The 20,723-nt window shown below is 65.3% G+C and carries 11 protein-coding genes and 1 other RNA gene; 8 read left to right on the top strand and 4 right to left on the bottom strand.

Translation table 11 applies throughout. The features are described from left to right. Positions 1–2 precede the first annotated feature (2 nt). Together XdyCFBP7245_RS03785 and XdyCFBP7245_RS03780 are read left to right on the top strand one after the other, a co-directional pair. Positions 3–689, top strand: coding sequence for a glycoside hydrolase domain-containing protein (locus XdyCFBP7245_RS03785; protein WP_104614470.1), 687 nt, complete (start codon positions 3–5; stop codon positions 687–689). A 40-nt stretch (positions 690–729) separates the two neighbouring features. Beyond that, complete coding sequence (locus tag XdyCFBP7245_RS03780) at positions 730–2,514, top strand: hypothetical protein (protein ID WP_104614469.1); 1,785 nt, start codon at positions 730–732, stop codon at positions 2,512–2,514. Here the strand turns inward: XdyCFBP7245_RS03780 and XdyCFBP7245_RS03775 are convergent. Continuing rightward, positions 2,511–4,049, bottom strand: a complete 1,539-nt coding sequence (locus XdyCFBP7245_RS03775) for an AraC family transcriptional regulator (RefSeq protein WP_104614468.1) — start codon at positions 4,047–4,049, stop codon at positions 2,511–2,513. The genes XdyCFBP7245_RS03780 and XdyCFBP7245_RS03775 overlap by 4 nt on opposite strands. A gap of 710 nt (positions 4,050–4,759) precedes the next feature. On the opposite strand from XdyCFBP7245_RS03775, the gene mdtD reads away from it, so the two are divergent. Next, positions 4,760–6,181 (top strand): multidrug transporter subunit MdtD, encoded by a 1,422-nt coding sequence (gene mdtD / locus XdyCFBP7245_RS03770; protein WP_104614467.1) that lies wholly within the window; start codon positions 4,760–4,762, stop codon positions 6,179–6,181. Positions 6,182–6,330: 149 nt separating this feature from the next. Beyond that, positions 6,331–6,404, top strand: a non-coding RNA gene (locus XdyCFBP7245_RS03765) — sX9 sRNA. Positions 6,405–6,407: 3 nt separating this feature from the next. Here the strand turns inward: XdyCFBP7245_RS03765 and XdyCFBP7245_RS03760 are convergent. The 3 genes from XdyCFBP7245_RS03760 to XdyCFBP7245_RS03745 form a co-directional block, all read right to left on the bottom strand. After that, positions 6,408–9,953, bottom strand: a complete 3,546-nt coding sequence (locus XdyCFBP7245_RS03760; protein WP_170068497.1) for a hybrid sensor histidine kinase/response regulator — start codon at positions 9,951–9,953, stop codon at positions 6,408–6,410. A gap of 490 nt (positions 9,954–10,443) precedes the next feature. After that, positions 10,444–13,992: a sensor histidine kinase gene (locus XdyCFBP7245_RS03750; protein ID WP_211287636.1), complete on the bottom strand. Its 3,549-nt coding sequence runs from the start codon at positions 13,990–13,992 to the stop codon at positions 10,444–10,446. 82 nt (positions 13,993–14,074) lie between these two features. Further along, a complete protein-coding gene (locus tag XdyCFBP7245_RS03745; protein WP_104614463.1) occupies positions 14,075–17,632 on the bottom strand; it encodes a hybrid sensor histidine kinase/response regulator in 3,558 nt (1,185 codons plus the stop codon). Positions 17,633–17,728: 96 nt separating this feature from the next. Between XdyCFBP7245_RS03745 and XdyCFBP7245_RS03740 the strand changes: the two genes are divergently transcribed. From XdyCFBP7245_RS03740 to XdyCFBP7245_RS03725, 4 genes are all read left to right on the top strand, one after another. Then, on the top strand, positions 17,729–18,391 hold the full coding sequence (locus tag XdyCFBP7245_RS03740; RefSeq protein ID WP_104614462.1) for a YceI family protein: 663 nt from the start codon (positions 17,729–17,731) through the stop codon (positions 18,389–18,391). Next, a complete protein-coding gene (locus tag XdyCFBP7245_RS03735) occupies positions 18,388–18,951 on the top strand; it encodes a cytochrome b (protein WP_104614461.1) in 564 nt (187 codons plus the stop codon). Before XdyCFBP7245_RS03740 ends, XdyCFBP7245_RS03735 begins: the two co-directional genes overlap by 4 nt. Positions 18,952–18,960: 9 nt before the next feature. After that, positions 18,961–19,530 (top strand): YceI family protein, encoded by a 570-nt coding sequence (locus XdyCFBP7245_RS03730; RefSeq protein ID WP_104614460.1) that lies wholly within the window; start codon positions 18,961–18,963, stop codon positions 19,528–19,530. 132 nt (positions 19,531–19,662) lie between these two features. Next, positions 19,663–20,331, top strand: a complete 669-nt coding sequence (locus tag XdyCFBP7245_RS03725) for an excalibur calcium-binding domain-containing protein (protein ID WP_104614459.1) — start codon at positions 19,663–19,665, stop codon at positions 20,329–20,331. The last annotated feature ends 392 nt before the right edge of the window (positions 20,332–20,723 follow it).

Genomic DNA, 20,723 nt, shown 5'->3' with positions numbered 1-20,723 from the left:
CCATGACCTTCCACACCGGCTTCGACACCGACCGCTTTCCGGGCCTGCCCGCACTGGCCTGGCTGAAGACAAATACCAGCCTTGCCTGGTGCGGCTATTACCTCGCACCCGCGCCCAGCCATGCCGACACCGGCTGGATGGGGTGGCGACCGACGCTGGTCGCCAATGGCTGGGGATTGGCACCGGTCTATCTGGGCCAGCAGACCACGGGCCCAGGCGCGCACGTCGTCACCGCCGAGCAGGGCGGCATCGACGGCGCGCAGGCCGCCGCGTTGGCCGGCAGCGAAGGATTTCCAACTGGCGCCACCGTCTACCTGGACTGGGAGGACGGCAGCCGCCCCGGCGCCGCTGCGATCGCCTACATCCGCGCCTGGATCGCCGCACTGGCTGACGCCGGTTATTCCCCAGGGCTGTATTGCTCGCATGCGCTGGCAGCGGATCTGGTGGCCGATCTGATGCCTGGGCCGAGTCCGCAGATCTGGGCCTGGCGTGTCGCGACCGTCGGCAGGCACCCCTATACCGGCGACATTCGCACGCTGACGGCATCAGATCCGGCCGGCTGCGGCGATGCGCACGCGGCACTCTGGCAGTTCGAGCAGGACGCAGTGCTGTCGCTGCCCGGAACGCCCTGCGATGGTCTGGAAGTCGACCTGAATCATGCGGCCGTCGCGGATCCGAGCGCGCCGTGAGCACAGATTTTTTCCACAGGTTTGCAGACAAGGCCAAGCCATGAAGGAATCTCCCGAACAAGAAGACCTGCGCCGTGCAATCAGCGGCGAGCTGACCAAGCGGATCAACGACGCTGCGCGCTATCCCAACGTGCGCTCGGCAGTGATCCAGGCGTTGGGCAGCATCCAGGATCGGATCGCGCTTCTGTGCATCGAGTTACGCGAACGTTTCATGCTGCGCGCCGACCAACCGCTGGCCCGTTTCTACATCAAGGGTGGCAATGCGTTCACCGCCTGCATGGATCTGCTGCAGGGACACGACCAGCATCTGTTCGACTCGGGAAGCTCGGACTGGGACACGCAGGTGGCGATCGACCCCTGGCTTCCCGGCGCCGTGCAGGATGCGCTGCATGCAGAGATCGAAGACATCGTCGTCGATGAAATGAGAAAGGCCGGCGTGCTCATCGCGTTCGAGCTCAGCCTGCTTGCGCCTAACGCGTCGCCGTTGGCACAGCAGGTCTACCCCATTCCACGTGCCCAATGGCCCCCGCACACCACCGACGTGGGGTGTTTGCTCAAGTGCGACGAACCGCAAACCTTTCGCCGTGTCTTCGACCGCGACCGCACCGGCTTGTCTGCCTACAGCGGTGTGGAAATCGCCAAACCCGGCGAGCGCGGTATGCCCTCCCCACCGGGTATCGTGCTGAACGATGGGATCAAGCCCTTTATTCTCTATCGACTGGGCTACACCTGGCACGCCACCCTGATCGAAGGCTACCCCGACCACATCGTTTCGCAGCCGGCCAGTCCACGCGGCATCCTGATGGAACTGATCGATGTCAGCGTGCCACGCCGCGATACGATCGAGGCAATCGCGATCTGGTCGGAAATAGGCAACGGGCACCTGACCATCGCCACCGCCGCCGGCCAGCAGGAACGCTGGCAATTGCCGCTGCCGGATCTGGACTACCATCTGCGCGAGAATCTGATGATGTTGTGCGAGATCGCCAGCGATCCGTTGGCACTCGGTGCGCACAAGGAAGCAAAGCGCCGCGAGCGCGTCGCTGCAATTTACGCCTGGTACGCATCCACCGCTCAGCTGGCGCATTTTCAGAGCGTGCTCGCCGGGATGGCCGGCAGACACGTAGGCGCGTTGGGCGACGATGCCGCCACGCTGGTCAACGCGTTGATGGCGTCGGTGCGCACACGCACCACGCAGGCGGCGCCGGACTATGCCAATGGACAGCCGACCGACGCCACGCGCGCGCGCATTCTTGCCGCACGCCACGGCACCGGCACCCTGCTCACGTTGCTGTCCGGTGCGTTCACCGCGCCGGTGCTGCTCTCGGCCGCCTTCAGCGACGACCTGCTGTTGATGAACACCCTCGCACAAAGCCCGTCTCTGGCCGTCGATCAGCTGCACTTTTCCGGCGTGGACATGGCAGCGGTTGCACGGGTCAGCTACAAACAGCTGCAGGCACTGGACATTGCCGCATTCGCGCACTCTGTGGGAGGTTGGCTTGGCGAGGACGTCCAGGTTCTGGCCCAACCGCACAACACGCCGCGCGTGGGAGGCATCAGCTACGAATGCACACTGGTGGTGTTCGTCAATGCCAAACAGCCACCGTTCGAAAAAACCGCCCTGGCGTTTTTGACCCTCACCACTGCCACGGACGCGCAGGCGCCGTTCCACTCCGGCCCGGCCGGTCAAGGCAGCGCTTACGCAGCGCTGCTGGATATCGACGGCCAGCGCAAGGCGGCTGCGGCGCTGGTCGAAGAGTTCGTGCTGCGTGAACGGCTGTCCAAACAGCACGATGCCATCAAAACCCTGTTGCCTCAGGCTTAAACCGGAGACACATCTCCTTGTCCGCGCGCGTTGCGAAACGCGCGCGGACTCACCCCCACCAACCGTCGAAAGCTCTTTTCGAAATGACTCAAGTCCCCGAAGCCGACCTTCAGCGCCACTTCGGTCACACGCAGTTTTTGCTCGCGCTGCAGCAGATCCTTGGCCTTCTCGATACGGAGCTGCTGCAGCAGCGGCTTGAACGTGGTGCCCAGCTCCTCGCGGAACAGAAAGCCCAGATGCGACTGACTGACGTGCGCCTGCCGGGCCAGATCGCCCAGGGTCAGCGGCTCTGCATAGTGTTCGCCAAGATGCACCAGGGCGCGCCGCAGCGCGTCGTGCAAGGTGGCAAGGCGTTGGCCTGGGCGATGCGGAAGGCCGTCAATCCAATCGACAGGGGATGCCGGTAGCGTGGACGCATCCGGGCGATCGTCCGGCTGCGATGGCACTGAGCTCGCGACACGCTGCTGTGCTTGCAGCAGGCTTGCGGCAAGGACAGGCGCATGCCGCTGAAGATCGACGATCTGGACCGGCCTGCCTGCGGTCATGACCGCCAGGCGCAGCACCACCCGCTCCAGCTCCTGCAGGTTTTCGGGCCACGAATAATTCGTCAGGGCATCCATCAGCGTGTCAGTCACCCAGCGCCGGGAATCGAGGCCGTGCCGTGCCAGCATGCGTTCGAGATGAAACGCGATGTCCGGCAACCGCTCGCACAACGCGGCAAGCTCGATCGACAGCACATCGAGTTGCGACAACAGCGCACGCGAGAAACGCCCCGCGCGCACGCACTCTGACAGATCGGCAGTGGTGGAGGCGATCACCCGGGTGAAGACATCGGCACCCGAGGCGCGCCAGTGGCCGTGCCGGTCCCGAAGACACCGAGCCAACTGACGCTGCAGCGCTGCATCGAGCGCGTCCACCCCTTGCAGGAACAGCGTTCCGCCGGCCGCGCGCTCGAACCATGCCAACGGGTCGCCATCAGGATCGTCGCAATCCACCACAACGAACGGCCCGTTCTGCCAAGGCCCGTTTGCATGCAGCAAGATGGCCACCTCATCATTCTCGGTGCCGAAGTCCCCCCTCACGATCGCCGGCAAGCGACTGTCTGCAGCACGCTCGACGAACGCGTCGACCATCCACACCTGCTCGCACACGCCCACTACAAGCGATGGTCGATCGAGTCGATTTTCCGCCCAGGCACGCGCGGCATCGCGCTGCATCAGATAGGCACAGCACTTTGCGATCCGTTGACACAGCGTCACCGCCTGCGTGCTCATCCCGCCTTGGGCCGGCGTCACTTTCAGGGTGCCGAGAACGCGATGGGCATACTGGACCGGAAAGCAGCGCGCGATCGCCATCTGCTCGCTTGCCAGATCTGGCGAATGCGCATCGCTGTCCTGCGCGCCGACAAACGCGCATGCCGCACCGTTCAAGAGCCCGCTCTGGGCCAGTTCCGCGGCAATCTTTTCGAGCATCGTTGCGATGGAATCGCCCGGAAGATAGGCGTTCTGTACTACATCGAAGACCTGCTTTTGCATTGATAGTCCGACCTGATGACTGGCGCGCTCAGAAGGCGGCCATACCCAAGTCGCGCCATCCCTGACCAGACCGTCGGCAATACTCCAAGCAATGATTCCGCTCTTCGGGGAAATCCAACACGTCCCTGGCTTCCCGCTCGATCGATCCATCGCACAGTGGGATGAACCTCGCTTGCGCTTACCAGACCCGTTGGAGGCACCGAGCAGTCGCCGGCGAATCAGACGTTTGTTGCAAGCCACCTGCGGCATTAACACGCCGCCTGACGGCTGTCCCGGCGATTGGTGATTGGTGGCCGACTCCGTCGTCCATTGGGTGAGGTGGGTCTCATTCATTACCGCTGCAGCGACCACGGATGGCCTGCGGCGACGGGCTCAAGCAGACATCCTTGCAAGCGAGCAGGCTCTCCCCGGCGACCGGACGATGCCGGCCCAGGCGTCGGAGCGTGACCTCATGCACTCTTTCAGACGCAGCGATGCAGCGCCGTACCGCAAGGCGTCCGCCCCGGCACCGTGCAGGGACATGCGTCTGGCGCGGCCGTGTCAGCACCGCGGTAACGCTTCTGCCGATCTTTCGATGGTCGGCGCGCCGAACACGTTTGATCAACCAGCCGTCCACATTCGGATCACATGCGCACGCCGTTGCGCGTTTCTGCACAGCGACGCTGAGACAATTCGCTGTCTTTCCGATGGACATCCCGATGGCGATTCCAATGCCCCCTCCGGTCCCCGTCCCGCGCGCCTACGCCAGCATCAAACCGCTGTTGTGGCTGGTGTCGCTGGCGATCTTCATGCAGATGCTGGATGCGACCATCGTCAATACGGCATTGCCGTCGATGGCGCGCAGCCTGCACGAGAGTCCGCTACAGATGCAGTCGGTGGTTTTCAGCTACGCGCTGGCGGTGGCGATGTTCATCCCGGCATCGGGCTGGATCGCAGATCGCGTCGGGACACGGCGTACCTTTCTGGCCGCGATCGTCGTGTTCACGCTGGGCTCGTTGCTGTGCGCAGCAGCGCAACAGCTGCCGCAGCTGGTGGGCGCGCGCATCGTGCAAGGCATCGGTGGTGCGATGTTGTTGCCAGTGGGCCGGCTGGCGGTGCTCAAGACGGTGGCGCGCGAGGACTTCCTGCGCGCCATGAGTTTTATCGCGATCCCCGCGCTGATCGGCCCGCTGATCGGCCCGACGCTGGGCGGTTGGCTGGTGGAAGTGGCGTCCTGGCACTGGGTGTTCTTGATCAACCTGCCGATCGGCATCATCGGCTTCATCGCTGCGTTGAAGATCATGCCGGACCACTACGGCGATGCGCGCAGGCGCTTCGATCTGGTCGGCTATCTGATGCTCGCGGTCGGCATGGTGGCGTTGTCGCTGGCGCTGGATGGCATTTCCGAACTCGGCCTGCAGCATGCGTTTGTGATGTTGCTGGCGATCGGCGGGCTGGCTGCGCTGGCCGGTTACTGGTTGCATGCCGGCAATACCGGCAACGCGCTGTTTCCGTTGGCGCTGTTCAAGGTGGCCAGTTATCGCATCGGCATCCTGGGCAACCTGTTCGCGCGCGTCGGCAGTGGCTCGATGCCGTTCTTGATTCCGTTGTTGCTGCAGGTGGGCCTGGAGATGAGCCCGATGAATGCCGGGCTGATGATGGTGCCGGTGGCGCTGGCCGGCATGGCCGCAAAACGCGCGGCGGTAAAGCTGGTCGGGCGCTTCGGCTACCGCACCACCTTGATGATCAATACCGTGCTGGTGGGGCTGGCGATGGCAAGCTTCGCACTGATCGATGTGGGTCAGCTGCTGTGGCTGCGGCTGCTGCAGCTGGCCTGCTTCGGCGGCGTCAATTCGCTGCAATTTACCGTCATGAATACCGTCACCCTGCGCGACCTGGATCGCGATCAGGCCAGCCCGGGCAATAGTCTGTTGTCGATGGTGATGATGTTGGCGACCGGTTTTGGCGCGGCGGCGGCGGGCAGCCTGCTGGCCGCCTTCAACACCCATCTGGGCGATACGCACGGCGCCACTGCGGCACTGCATGCCACCTTCCTGTGCGTGGGTGGCATCACGCTGACGTCGACGTTGATCTTCTGGCAGCTGGCCGACACACGTCCGCATCCCAGGGACGTGGAAGCGGTGGCTGAGTAACGCGTCGCACGCTTCGATCAGGCGCTATGCCGCGCCTGGCGTGCGAGCCGTGCGTGGCACCGGCGCCCTCAGTGGTCGGCAGCGCCAAGGGCAGCCACCAAGACGACTGTGCTTCCCGCCAGGCGGGCGCGGCCGGTGCTCGGTGCGGCATGGACCATGCGTGCGTTCCGGTTCCTGCGCGCCGTCGCACCCAGCTGGCGACTGCTAGCTAGGTTTTTTAGCTGCTCTAGATGTCCTGGCGCGTGCGGCCCCGTCGCAATGCATCGGCAATGGTGTCGGCCAACATGTCACCGGTCAGCGGCTTGCGCAGGAAGCTGTCGAAGCCGGCCTCCTTGGCGGTGGGTTCGGCGGCTTCATCGGAGCGCGCGGTCACCGCAATCAGCGGCATCTCGTAGCCGAACACGCGCAATTGCCGCGCCAGCGCGAACCCGTCCAGCCCGGGCAGATCCAGGTCCAGCAGTGCCAGGTCGAACGTATTGTCGGCAGCTTCGGTCAATGCGGCCAGACCGTGCGGCGCATGCACCACCGAGTGGCCCTGCGAGCGCAGCAGGCCGACGATGACCTCGGCGATGGTCGGGTCGTCCTCCACCAGCAGGACGCGCTGCGGCGCAATGGTCGCGCTGGCACGCGTCACTTCACCACTCAGCGCAGCGTTGGAGGTCACCCAGCGCAGCGGCAGGTCCACGACAAATCGCGTCCCGGCGCCGAGACGGCTGATCACTTCGATATGCCCGCCCATCGCCAGCGCCAGTTCCTGGCAGATCGCAAGACCCAGACCGCTGCCGCCGTAGCGCGAGGTGGTCTTGGCGCCATCGCCCTGCTCGAACCGCTGGAACAGCCGTGCCTTCTGATCGGCATTGATGCCCGGGCCGGTATCGGCGACTTCAAAGCGCAGGCCCTGATAAGACCCCAGCGTGGTCAGCTTCAAACCGACCACACCGCGCTCGGTGAACTTGATCGCGTTGCTGAGCAGATTGAGCAGAATCTGGCGGATGCGGGTGGGATCGCCGCTGGCGGTGATATCGCCCAACAGGCCGACGTCCAGGCTGAAACGCAGGCCGCGTTCCTGCGCCAGCGGCGCCATCAGCGCCTCCACCTCGGCCACCAACTGACGCACCGAGAACGGCTGCAGATCCAGCTCAAGGCGCCCGGATTCGATGCGCGCCAGATCCAGCGCATCGTTGACCAATCGCAGCAGATGCGCACCCGCGCGCCGGATCGATTCGGTATAGCTGCGTTGCGTGTGATCGAGCTGGGTCTTGAGCAGCAGCTCGCTCATGCCCATCACGCCGGTCATCGGTGTGCGGACTTCATGCCCCAGCGTGGCCAGAAAGCGGGTCTTTGCCAGCGACGCCTGCTCGGCCAACTCCTGCTTGTGCACCGCCAACTGCCAGGCATTCAAGCGGCGCAATCGTCGGCGATACAACAACACCACCGCCACAACCACGCACACCGCCAAGGTGACCAGCAACACCAGCCCCCACGGACTACGCCACCACGGCGGCAGGACCTGAAATTTGAGTGTCTGGCTCGCCGACCAGATGCCGTCGGCGGTACGCCCCTGCACTTCCAGCGTGTAGTCCCCCGGCGGCAGCCGCGAGAACAGACGCTCACCGCTGGGGCCGACATCGATCCAGTCCGGGTCGTAGCCGCTCAGCCGGAAGCGGTAGCTGGACGACTCCGGGTGGGTAAAGGTGGGCATGCGCGCCACGATGTGCAGGTCGCGGTCGTCGTCCTGCATCCTCAACGGCTCTTGGCCGGTGATATCCAGCCCACGTTCGCCTCGCCGCAAGCCGACGCGTTCGATCAGCAAGGGCGGCCTGCGGGTGTTGGGGCGCATGGCAGTGGGATCGAACACCACAACGCCGTCGGGCGACCCTGCAACGATCTGCCCGCCCGTTGCCTGCACCAGGGTATTGGGCTGCAATTGCGGGCTGGGAAGCCCGTCGTGCACCCCATACACCCGCACCAGCTTGCTGCCGGGATCGATACGGATCAAGCCGCGCTGGCTCGACACCCAGGCCACGCCCTTGGCATCGACCACCAACCCGTTCGGCGCCACCATCGGGAATTCCTGATCTTTCCCCACCGTGTCCAGATGCTTGAGCTGCCGACCATCCCAGAGGTAGCGCCGTATCTGCCCCGTCAAGCCGATCCAGACGATGTTGCCTTCAGCAAGACGAAAGACCTGCGTTGGCAGCGTTGGCGCGCCGCGCACCGGCACAAACCGGTCGGCCGCCGGATCCCAGCGCCGCAACCCGGCATTGTTGGCAAGCCAGATCTGTCCATCCGGACCCGCGCGGATGTCGAGAATGGTCAACGCTTCCAGCCCATGACTGCCTTCGACGATGGTCCGAAGCAATTGCCCTTCCTCGCTTCTGATCTGCAGCCCCTGCTGCACAACGGTGACCCACAGTCGCCCCTGCGCATCCTCGGCCATGCGACCTGCCCGCTCCAGGGATGCATCGGCATCGACATTGCTGCCCAACTGCCAGCGTTTGACCTGGCGCGAGCGCGGGTCATAGCGCACCAATTCGGCGTGGACCCCAATCCAGACGTAGCCGGCCCGGCTTTCGAGCATGTAGTCCGCGGCAACGTATTTGCCGATCTTGGGCCGCTCTTGCCGCAAGTTCCCGGTCGCCGGGTCGAGGTATTCCAGCACGCCTTTTGTGCCCGTCAACCAGATGCCGCCAGAAGCCGCCGGCGTCGTTGCCGTGATGGAGGGATTGGCCGGCGACTGCAGCGCGTTGCTATGGTGCGACAGCACGGCAAACATGTCCCAGTGGGGAGGCAGGTGCCACAAGCCTCCTTCAAGCGCGGCAAACCACAATCCACCTTCGCGGTCTTCGTATGCGGCGATCCAGTTCCGCTTGACCAGGCCGTGTGCCGAAAAGCTGTAGATCGGCACGTTACGAATGTCTTTCCCTGAAAACGCCAAGCCGATGCCACCGTTGGCGTCCAGCCAGTACCGCCCACCACGATCGTGCAGCAGCACGCCCAGGATGCGTTGCTTGTGCGAGATGTCGCGCCATGGCTGGGGACGGGCCTGACCATCGGCCTTCATCCCGAAAAAGTCGCCGGTAAGATCCGACACCCACAGTGTGTCGCCGCTACGCTCCAGGTACAGCCGATTGACGGCCTGGGAGCTGCCGGGAAGCGCCACACGTTCTAGACGCGTGCCGTTCCAGCGTGCGAGCCCGCCGGGAGTGCCCATCCAAAACGTCCCGTCCGGTGCCACCTCGAACCCCGTGACGCTGTCAGCCGGCAGGCTCGTGTCGTCGCCCGGCACAGAGGTGAATCGCTGCACGCTGCCATCGGGGCGCCGCCGATACAGACCATGGGTTGCGGTACCCAGCCAGATGTCGCCGTTCGGGGTCTGCGCCAACGCCCACACCGTGATTTCGCGCAATTCCGGAAACTGCGGGCTCTCCAACGGCGTGAAGATGCGCGTCTTGTTCTCCAGGAAACCGGCACCGCCGTTCTCGAAGCCCATCCATACCCGATTGTCGTCGCTGACACAGACCGTCCAGACCGCATTGCTGGGCAGCCCTTCTTCCATGCGCCAGATGCGGAAGTTGCGCCCGTCGAATCGGGCCAGACCATCATCGCTGGCAAGCCAGAGATAGCCCTGCTTGTCTTCGGCGAGTTCGCTGATGGTCTCCGACGGTAGCCCATCCGCAAGCGTGATCTGGGTGGGCACCGGAGTGACCGGTGCACGTGCTGCCAGTGCGGGTGACACTGTCGTGCATAAGCCAAGCGACAGCAAGACCATCAACCAATGGAGAACAGATAAAAAAAGGCGCACTGGACACGTTTCACGACAAGTCGCCGCATAGTGCGGGCCGCGCGCTGCGCGGGCAAGCCCAAGCGACCTCAAGCGATCGCTCCGGCAGCGCCAGCAAATCGATCGCAACGCCGTGGCTACCGGCTACCGGCACCAGGGTGTCTAGCCCACGCAGGATGGGCACCATGGTCATTTGGCCAGAATGCAGCATCGCCAGCGGCACCCGCACCGCAAGGCCATGGGCTCAAGCTTCGGCGAATTGCCGTTGCCCGGCAGATCACAAGGCTTGCGTGGCCGGGTTGGCATACCCGTGGCGCGCGCTGCCAGGCAGCGTCGATGTGCGGCCCACTGCCCGCATGCCCATCCCGATGCGGGCCACCTCCAGTGCATCGTTGCCATCTACGTCATGGCACTGAAGCAGGCCGTGCGCGGTGAGCGCTGTGCGCTGTGCGCTGTGCGCTGTGCGCTGTGCGCCAGCTCAGCCTGGCATAGGCATGGACTGGTCGCGCGCGCGCGCCGTTGCGCATGCCGCCGCAATCGCATCGATCAACATGTCGGCCGTCACCGGTTTGCGCAGGAATCCGTCGAAACCGGCGATCTGCGCCTGGCGTTCGGCATCGCCATCGGCACGTGCGGTGACGGCCAGCAACGGGAAGCCGTGACCGAGCCGGCGCAGTTGCGAGGCCAGCGCGAAGCCGTCCAGGCCCGGCAGATCCAGATCCAGCAACGCGACATCGAAGCCGCCATCGACCGCTTCGGACAATGCCGCCAGACCGTGTGCGGCATGCACCACGCGATGGCCGCGCCCGATCAACAGCCCGCTGATCACGTCGGCCACGGTCGGATCGTCTTCCACCAGCAAGATGCGCAGCGGCGCGCCGGCCAGCGTGCGTGGTTCGCCCGCAGCACTGCGCGGGGCCGACCGATCGATCGGCAACGGCAGATCCACGGTGAACTGGGTGCCAACGCCGAGTCGGCTGCGGACACGGATCTGGCCCTTCATCGCCACCGTCAGTTCCTGGCAGATCGCCAGCCCCAAGCCGCTGCCGCCATAGCGCGCGCTGGTACGCGCGCCTTCGCCCTGTTCGAAGCGTTGAAACAGACGCTTCTGCTGCTCGGGCCCGATGCCGGGACCGGAGTCGCGCACCTTGAAGCGCAGGCAGTCGCCGTGCAGGCTGACGGAAAGCCCTACTTCACCGCGTTCGGCGAACTTGATCGCATTGCCAAGCAGGTTGATCAGAATCTGCCGCACCCGCGTGGCGTCGCCCATCACCGACAGATCGGCGGGCAACTGATTGCGGTAATGAAACCGCAGCCCACGCGCCTCGACGATGGGGTGCATGAAGTCGGCCAGTTCCTGGGTCAGCTGCGATGGATCGAACGGCTGCTGCACCAATTCCAGCTTGCCCGCTTCGATCCGTGCCAGATCCAGCGCATCGTTGACCAGCCGCAGCAGATGCGCACCGGCCTTGCGGATCGCATCGACGTGGCTGCGCTGTTTCGCATCCAGCGGCGTAGCCAGCAGCAGCTCGCTCATGCCCAGCACACCGGTCATCGGCGTGCGCACCTCATGCCCCAGGGTGGCCAGAAAGTGCGACTTGGCGATCGAAGCCTGCTCGGCAAGTTGCTGGCGCTGCTGCGCCAGCACCCACTCCTGCTGACGACGCACGCGTCGCCGCCAGCCCCACACGCCCAGGCAAAGCAGCAGCACGCCCAACAGCACCGCAACCAACTGCGCCGGCGTACTCAGCCACCACGGCGGACGCACCTGCAGGTGCAGCGAGGGTGCGGCGATCCAGTTGCCGTCGCCGGCACGCGCCTGCACGTCGATGCGGTAGTCGCCCGGCGGCAGCCGCGACATCACACGTTCGCCGGTGGCGCCCTGCTCCACCCACCCCGCGTCGTAACCCTCCACACGGTAGCGATAGCGTGCCGAGGCAGGATCGACGAACGACAGCAACCGCGCGCTGATGCGTAGATCGCGATCGCGTGCCTGCAGCACGATCGTCTCTTTGTGCGGCAGTAGCTGCAGACGCTCGGCATCGTTGCGGCGGACCTGCACCGATTCGATCACCAACCGCGCCACCGGTGCCGGTGCAAAGGGCTGCGCGGGATCGAACAACACGATGCCGCTGGTGGTCAGTGCCAGCACCTGCCCGCTGGGGCCGACCACCGGTGGGCGCATCGAAAATTCGCTGTCCGGCAGGCCGTCGCGCTGCCCGAACATGCGCACCTGCGGTTGCCCGCGCCGGTAGGCGTACAGGCCGCGCGAGGTGGTCGCCCAGACAGTGTCCGTGCCGCCAAGCGCCAGTCCGCGAATCTCGGTGGAGGGCATACCCTGCGCGTGGCCCACCCGCTCAAGCAACTGCGCATTGGTACCATCCCAGCGGTAGCGCTCGATCGCCCCAGGCCGCCCGGCCCAGAACTCGCGCGGCGACACGAACGCCAACGCATAGACTTCAGGCGCAGCGTCGGCGCCGCCGATCACCTTGCGAAAGCGCTCGCCCTGCCAGACCCACAGCCCGTCGCCGGCGGCCACCCATGCCGAGCCATCCGGGCGCACGAGCAGTTGCTGCACCATGCCGCCCACTTCGCTGAGGTCGGTACCGAAGCGAAAGGTGGCCAGCAGGCGGCCATCCGCCGCACGCCGCTGCACGCCGCCTTCGACGATCGACAACCAGAACTCGCCATCGATGCCCGGCGTCATCAGTTCCACGCGACGCGCATCGGAGGTGTCGATCTGCATCGCCAGCGCATGTTTTTCTCCGGTCTTGGGCTGATAGCGCGTCACCCCCTTCTGCAGCGCCACCCACAGGCTGCCATCGCCGGCCGGTAGCACCGACTGCACGCTGCCGCCTCCCAGCACATCGCTGTGCAGCACGGGGACGATCTCGCCTTGATCGCCGACGCGATACACCCCTTCGCCGGTCGTCACCAGGAAGCTGTCGCCGTCGGCGGCTGCGTTCATCAGGTACAGGCTTTCCAGCGGCTTTCCTTGCGCCTGCAGGATCGTGGAGAAGCGCCGCCAATCCGGCGGCAGATAGGCCAGGCCCTGCGAAATCAGCCCCAGCCACACACCGCCCTGACGGTCCTGCATCACATCGAGCACGCCACTGTGCGCGGTGAGAAAGCCGCTGCCCCGATCGCCCTCCATGACGCGTAGTTTGGTTTCGCCCGGCGCAACGCGGAAAAACCCATCGGCCGCACCCACCCAGTAACCGCCATGCACGTCGTGCACCACGCTGCCGGCACGCACGCTGGAAGCTCCTTTCCAGGGCGCAGGTTCAAGCACGCCGGCCGGGGTCACCCGATACAGGCCTTTGCCGCTTCCCACCCACAGCGTGCCATCGGGATCCTTGCTGAGCTTTAACACCATCGCGCTCAGGCGGTCCGGCGCGACGCGCACGAAGCGCTCGCCGTCGCGCATCACCAGCCCGCCAGCGGTCCCGATCCACAACCGGCCGCGCGCATCGGTGAGCATGCTCATGATGGTGTCGCTGGGCAGCCCGTCCGCTGCGTCGGGGGTGGCACGGAAGACCGTGATGCGGCCATTTTCCTCGCGGCGGCACAAGCCACCGCTGCTGCTTCCGATCCACAGCGCACCCTGCGCCTGCGCCAGCGCCCAGACCTGCCCGCCACAGGCTTGCGCAACGTCCGGAAAGGTCGTGAATGCCGCACGGTCCGCATCCAGCATGCTCAGTGGCGAGTCGTTGACGCCCAACCACACCCGGTCGCGATCGTCGACCAGGAGCGTTTCCACCTCGTTGCCGGGAATCGAGCGGGCATTGTGCGGGTCGTGTTGCCATACCTGCAGGCCGATACCGTCATGACGCGCCAGGCCGTCGCTGGTGGCCGCCCAGACATAGCCCTGCCGATCCTGCGCCAGTGCCAGCACCATGCGCGAAGGCAGGCCTTCGCTCGGGCCGAACCGGCGCATCCGCGGCGTCTCGATCTGGTTCACCGCCGCTGCCTCCACGCCGATCAACAGCGCCACGACAGCAAGCACGGACAGCACTACCTGTTTCATCGTCATCCTTGTCCCAGCCACCTGCGCGATCGCGCGCACTCCCCGGCCGGACTGCACTGTACCCGCTCCGGCGCACTTGCCCCTAGTCGGCGGCGCTGTCGTCCGGCGAGTCGGCAGCCTCGGCAAGCGCCCGTGCCAGGGCGTTCGCCAGCAGCTCACCGGTGACCGGCTTGCGCAGGAAACCATTGCAGCCAGCCGCCATCGCCTGCGGCTCGGCATCGGCGTCGGCCCGCGCGGTCACCGCCACGATCGGGAAGCGCACCCCGCGCGCGCGCAGTTGCGCCACCAGCGCGGCACCGTCCAGGCCGGGCAGATCCAGATCGCATAACCCGGCGTCGAAGCTACGCGTACTCACCTCGGCCAAGGCGGCCAACCCATGCAAGACATGGGTGACCTGGTGCCCGCGCGTCTGCAGCAACCCCACGATCACCTGCGCCACGGTCGGGTCGTCTTCCACCAGCAGCAACTGCAGCGGTGCCTGATCCCTGGCAACGACCGCGCGTGCTGGAGCCGGGGCCGCCGCAGGCAACGTCGCCACCCAACGCAGCGGCAGCTCCACCACGAAGCACGCGCCCTGGCCCAATTCGCTGTCCACGCTCACCACGCCGCCCATCGCCGCAGCAAGCTCACGGCAGATCGCCAGGCCCAGCCCACTGCCGCCATGCCGGGCCAGGGTCAGTGCGCCTTCGGCCTGTTCAAAGCGCTGGAACAGGCGCCCACGCTGCTCGACGCTCATGCCGGGCCCGGTGTCGCGCACCTCCACCCGGATGCCTTGTGTCGGGCTCTGCGGCAACGCCGAGACGCGCAATTGCACGCCGCCGCGCTCGGTGAACTTGACCGCATTGAACAGCAGATTGAGCAGAATCTGCTGCACGCGGCTGGCATCGCCATGCAGTGCCGGCGGCAGCGCGTCATCCAGTTCGCACGCGAACGCCAGCTGCTTCTGCTCGGCACTGGGACGAACCAGTTCGACCACTTGCCCGATCAGCAGACGTAGATCGAAATCGCGATTGTCCAGCGGCAGCTTGCCGGCTTCGATCCGCGCCAGATCCAGGGCATCGTTGACCAGTCGCAGCAAGTGCTTGCCGGCCGACTGGATCGCGCCGGCGTAGCCCTGCTGGCGCGCATCCAGCGGTGTCTGCAACAACAGCTCGCTCATCCCCAGCACACCGGTCATCGGCGTGCGCACCTCATGCCCCAAGGTCGCCAGAAAGCGGGTCTTGGCCAACGACGCCTGCTCGGCCAGCTCGCGCTTGTGCTGGGCCAGCTGCCACTGCGCCCGCATGCGCACACGATGCCGGTAGGCCGCGGCAAGCAGTGCACTGAGCAGCAGGCCGACCATGCAGATCAACGCAATGCCGACGTCGCTGCGCCACCAGGGCGGCAGCACCGAGAACTGCAGCGATTGCACCTGCGATGCATTGCCAAGCGGATCCACACCCTGCATCTCAAGCACATAATTGCCCGGCGGCAACGATGAAAACTCGCGCATGCCCGCAGCCCCATGCTCGACCCAATCGGTGTCGAAACCGTTCAATCGCGTGCGGTAATGGTTCGCCATCGGATCGATGAAAGATAGCAGCCGCATATTGATGCGCAACTGTCGATCGCTCGGCACCAGCGAAAAACCACCACCGATCGGCAATGCGCGACGTCGATCGCCCTGCTGGACGCTCACCGCTTCCAGTCGCATCTGCGGGGTAAACGAGGGAACGTCCGGCGCGTTGGTATCGATCAGCAGCGTGAATCCGTCGGCGGTCCCGCCCACCAACACACCGTTGTTGGACATCAGCAGGCAGCGGCGACTGAACTCCTGGCTGGTCAACCCGTCACGCGCACTGAAACTGCGGATTTTGGCAGGCGTTGTGCGGGGGTCGATACGCCATAGGCCACGCGGGCCGGACATCCACACGCGCCCAAGCGCATCCAGCTCAAGACCGTAGGCATCCATGGCGGGAAATCCTTCGGCAGCGCGAATGCGGCTTACCCGTTTCCAGACGCCATTGCCTTGCTCCCAGCGCTCGATGCTACCGGCGATGTAAAGCCATATGCGATTGCGATCCTTGACGACAAAGCGCTGGATAAAGTCGACATCCAGCCCCGGCACCAGCATGAATCGATGCGTGTCGGCATGCCAGGCATACACTCCGCCAGTACCGCTGATCCACACGCGCCCATCCGGCCCCATGCTGATCTGGTAGTACGGCAACTCCTTCAGGCCATGCAGATCGTTTGGGGAGATCGTCTCCAGGATGCGCCCGCTGACGAGGTCGCGTCGCTGGATCACTTGCTCGAACGCTGTCCACACGGTGCCATCGCCGGGCTCCCCGATCCAGAGCACCGCCTCGGCGGGCCCATCCCCGGTGAAATGGGTCAGCTCTCCAGTGGTCAGGTCCAGACGCGACAGTGCATGCCGCGCGTTACCGAGCCAGAGCTGCCCGCGACCGTCTTCCAGCGCGGAGGTGACTTCCATCTCACGCAGATCCGGATGCTGGATTACGGTCTGCACCAAGGCGCCAGACGATGTGTCGTAGCGCAGCAACCTGCCACTGCTATCGAACTGCCACAGGCCGCCAGAGCGATTGGCCGGTGCAAGGCTGCAAGAGATGCCTTTGCCCTGATCGTTGACCTGCTTGAAGGCTGCCGTCCGACGCCAGTCCTCGCGCAGGTAGGCAAGCCCGCGGCCATGCAGGGGTACCCAGATCCCCCCATGCGGACTTCGCCAGATGGTGGTGACATGACGATTGGAAACCAACGGTTCATCCCCGTTGTTGACCGGCGTCGGTGGATGATCGGCACGGGTGTGCCATAGCCCCTGCTCGGTGCCGAGCCAGAATTCGCCATCTCCGGCATCGGCCACCGTCCAGACCCGATTGCCTGCCGCAAACATCGAGGCCCAGGTGGGCGTATGCCACCCACCGGAGGAATCCATATAGCGCAACCCGGTGTCCGAGGAGCTCCACAGCCGCTGGCCTACCCACTGCAGCGCATTGATGCCGCTGGCGTCGCCATCCGGTCGCACGCGGTGCAAGGCCAGCCCGTCGTAGTACGCCAAACCGCCGAGCGTCCCGATCCACATGCGCTCACGGTCGTCCAGGGCCAGGGCGTAGACCGGATTGGGGTCTAGCGGATCTTCCATCTTGGACAGATCGAGTGAGCTGAAATGCCCCTTGGCATCCAGGCGCAAGACATTCCCGGTCGACATGCCGAGCCAGATCTCATCGCCGCGGCCGGCAATGGCATAGATATCTCCCAACGCCAGCGCAGCAACGTCGTCGGGAAGATAGGCGGTAAATTTGCTGCGATCGGCGCTCAGCATTGCCAGCCCGGCACCCGCCAGTGCCAGCCAGATGCGATCCTGGTCGTCGATATACATCGCCTGCAGGGCATTGCTGCGCAGCGAGTAGCGATCGGTCGGATCGTTACGCCATACCTTGAACTCGGCGCCGTCATACCGAACCAGGCCATCGGTGGTGGTCATCCACAGATAGCCCGCACGATCCTGTGCGATTGCGGTAATCATGGTCGAGGGCAGCCCTTCGGCGGCACCCACAATGCGAAAGCGCGGGATGGCAGGCACCTCGGCCAGGGCCGGCAACGCCATCAACGCAACGAGCAACCCCAGTAACAGACCGCGCATGCGGGAATCCTTTCCACGTCCAGCCGGCATGCTCGCAATGGATCGTTGCAAGCGCAAGCCGCGCGCGCAGCGCCGGGATGTGTCTAGAATCCGCCCATGACGCCCATCGCCCGCCTGCTGCTCCTTCCCGCCCTGGCACTGACCAGCCTGGCCGCCTCCGCCGCACCGGTGCGCTATGCGCTGGACCCGGTGCACACCCGTGTGCTGTTCGCGGTCGACCATGCCGGCTTTTCCAAGGCATTGGGCACCGTGTCGGGCAGTAGCGGAACGCTGGTGTTCGACCCGGACGACTGGGCCGCCGCGCGGCTGGATGTGACCGTGCCGCTGCACCGTGCCGACCTGGGCGATGCCAAGTGGAACCAGGCCACCCTGGCACGTAACCTACTCGACGCCGAGCGCTTTCCCGACGCGCATTTCGTCTCCACGCGCGTGGAGGCCAGCGGCGAGAACCAAGCCAAGGTCACCGGCAACCTGACCCTGCACGGCGTCACCCGCCCGGTGACCCTGGACGTCACCCTCAACGCGCTCAAGCGCCACCCGCTGCCGCCGTTTCGCCGCACTGCCGGCTTCTCGGCAACCGCCACGCTGAGCCGGGCGGAGTTCGGGGTCGATGCATGGAAGTCGATGATCGGCGACACCGTGGAGTTGCGCATCGAAGCCGAAGCCGTGCGCGAAGGCCGCGCCGACGACGACGCAGCGCCGGCGCAAGCCGAACCTGCCACCACTGACGCGCCTGCCGCCCAGGAATCGGGAACATGAGCCTGAAAAACAGCGAGCGCTGGGGCGGTGTCAGCCAGACCCTGCATTGGCTGATCGCCTTGCTGATTCTGGTGCTGGGCATCGTCGGCCTGACCATGGGCGAACTGCCCAAGACACCGAAATACTTCTGGGTCTATACCGCGCACAAATCGGTGGGGCTGACCGTGCTGGCGCTGGTGATCGCGCGCCTGGGTTGGCGTCTGTACGCAGGCGCGCCGCCGCCGGTGGCGGGCACCCCGCGCTGGCAGGAACGGATCGCCGGGCTGACCCACTGGCTGCTCTACGCCATGATTTTCGCCATGCCGCTGTCGGGCTGGCTGTACGACTCCAGCAGTGGCTTGCGCCCGTTCCGCTGGTTCGGCCTGTTCGCGGTGCCCAAGCTCAGCGGCCCGGACGAGCAGCTACGCGCCGCCTCTCATGTCGTCCACGAGTGGGGCTTCTGGCTGTTGATCGCTGTGGTGCTGGCGCACGCCGGCGCTGCGCTGTACCACCATATTTTCCAGCGTGATGCCACCCTGGCGCGGATGTTGCCGCGCGGCTGGCTGTCCTCCAAACCCTAAGGATTTCCCATGTCGTCCAAGTTGTTCGCCTCTCCCCTGCTGGTCGCCGCGTCGCTGGTCGCCACTTTCGCCACCGCGCCGGTGCTGGCCGCCGACTACGTCCAGGCGCCCGGCTCCTCGCTGGTGTTCGCCAGCAAGTACGACGGCGAAGTGTTCACCGGCAAATTCCCCGGTTTCGACACCACGCTGAGTTTCGATCCGGCCAATCTGGCCGCAGCCAAGCTCGATGTGCGCATTCCGCTGGCCAGCGCGATCAGCGGCAACAACGATCGCGATTCGACCCTGCAAGGCCCGGACTTTTTCAACGTCGCCAAGTTCGCCACCGCGCGCTATCGCGCCGACAAGTTCCGTGCGCTCGGCGGCAGCCAGTACGCGGCCGACGGCACACTGGAACTGCGCGGCGTCAGCAAGCCGGTCACGCTGACCTTTACCTGGACACCGGGCGCGCAGCCGGTGCTGGCGGGCAAGGCGGTGGTCAAGCGGCTGGACTTCGGTGTGGGCGGCGGCGACTGGGCCGACACCAAGACCATCCCCAACGAAACCGCGATCAGCACCAAGGTCGTGTTGAAGGCGAAGTAAGGCCACAGGCCGCAACCGGACGCGGCCACTGAGCGGCGGACTACCTCGTCGGGTCCGCCGCTTTTTTTATGCTCGGCGGCCGGATGACACCGCACGACAGCTAGACTTGGCGTCCACTCAGGGACGCCGCCAATGCGCACACAGGGGACGTTGACCCGCTGGACTGCCGATCGTGGCTTCGGCTTCATCAGCCCGACACAGCCCGGGGACGACTTGTTCGTCCACATTTCTGCGTTTCCACGCAGCCCGATGGCACCGCGCATCGGCGAGTTGATTTCCTTCGAGACCGAGCCGGGCCCGGACGGCCGCCCACGTGCCGTGCGCGTCATGCGTGCCGGCACACAGGCAGCCAAGCGCAGCCGGCGCCGGCAGCATGTAGCGGCGCAATCAACATCGGCTCATAGCCCCGTCCGGCTTGGCAAAGTCATGTTGCTCTTGCTTGTGGCAGGCGCTGGAGGCTATGCGTATCTCAATGGGAAAACGCGGATGCCAGACCCTGAGCTCCCCAAGACTTCGTCAGCGTCAACGGCACCGACATCTGCACGAGCACGAACACCGGCAGGCAGGACGCTGCCAGCCCGTACCTCGGCTCAGAGCTCGCCTGTGGTAACGGCACCCGCATCTGCAAGCAGAACGTCCGCCACGCCCGTCCACACACCGCACTACAGCTGTGGAGGACGCACGCATTGCTCGCAGATGAACTCCTGCGAAGACGCCACTTACGTACTGCAGCACTGCCCAAATACCGTAATGGACGACGACAACGATGGCGTGCCCTGCGAACAGCAATGGTGCCGTTGAATCAATGCGGCTGACGTCTTGAACGGTCGGCCGACAAGAATCGTGTGTTGGCCGCATCTTGTTGGATGCAGTCAAAAGCCCAGGTCAAACGCCGAGTCGGTCGAGGGCGCGGCCCCGTCACCGCTCGCGGGACAGGCTGCGAGTACGTCCGTGTAAGGCTCGGTGGCGGCATCCATGCCGCCACCCGGTCCCGCGATCGGCAAGGACACCACAGCAGAGAGTGAATCGGTGGCTTTTTTCAAGCCATGCACCCCGACCAACTCGACTGGTCCTTGCCCGCCTACCGTCGCGGGACCTTACGCGGCATGGATGCCGCCACCGAGCCTTATCTGTTCGGAATCTGGCAGTTTAGGTGTCGAGAGCCGGCGTGGGCTGCCGTCAGAGCCTGGATC

This window comes from Xanthomonas dyei (assembly GCF_002939865.1).
Taxonomy (GTDB): domain Bacteria; phylum Pseudomonadota; class Gammaproteobacteria; order Xanthomonadales; family Xanthomonadaceae; genus Xanthomonas; species Xanthomonas dyei.
The sequence above is the reverse complement of the archived record's forward strand: the minus strand, read 5'-3'. Positions and strand labels throughout refer to the sequence as shown.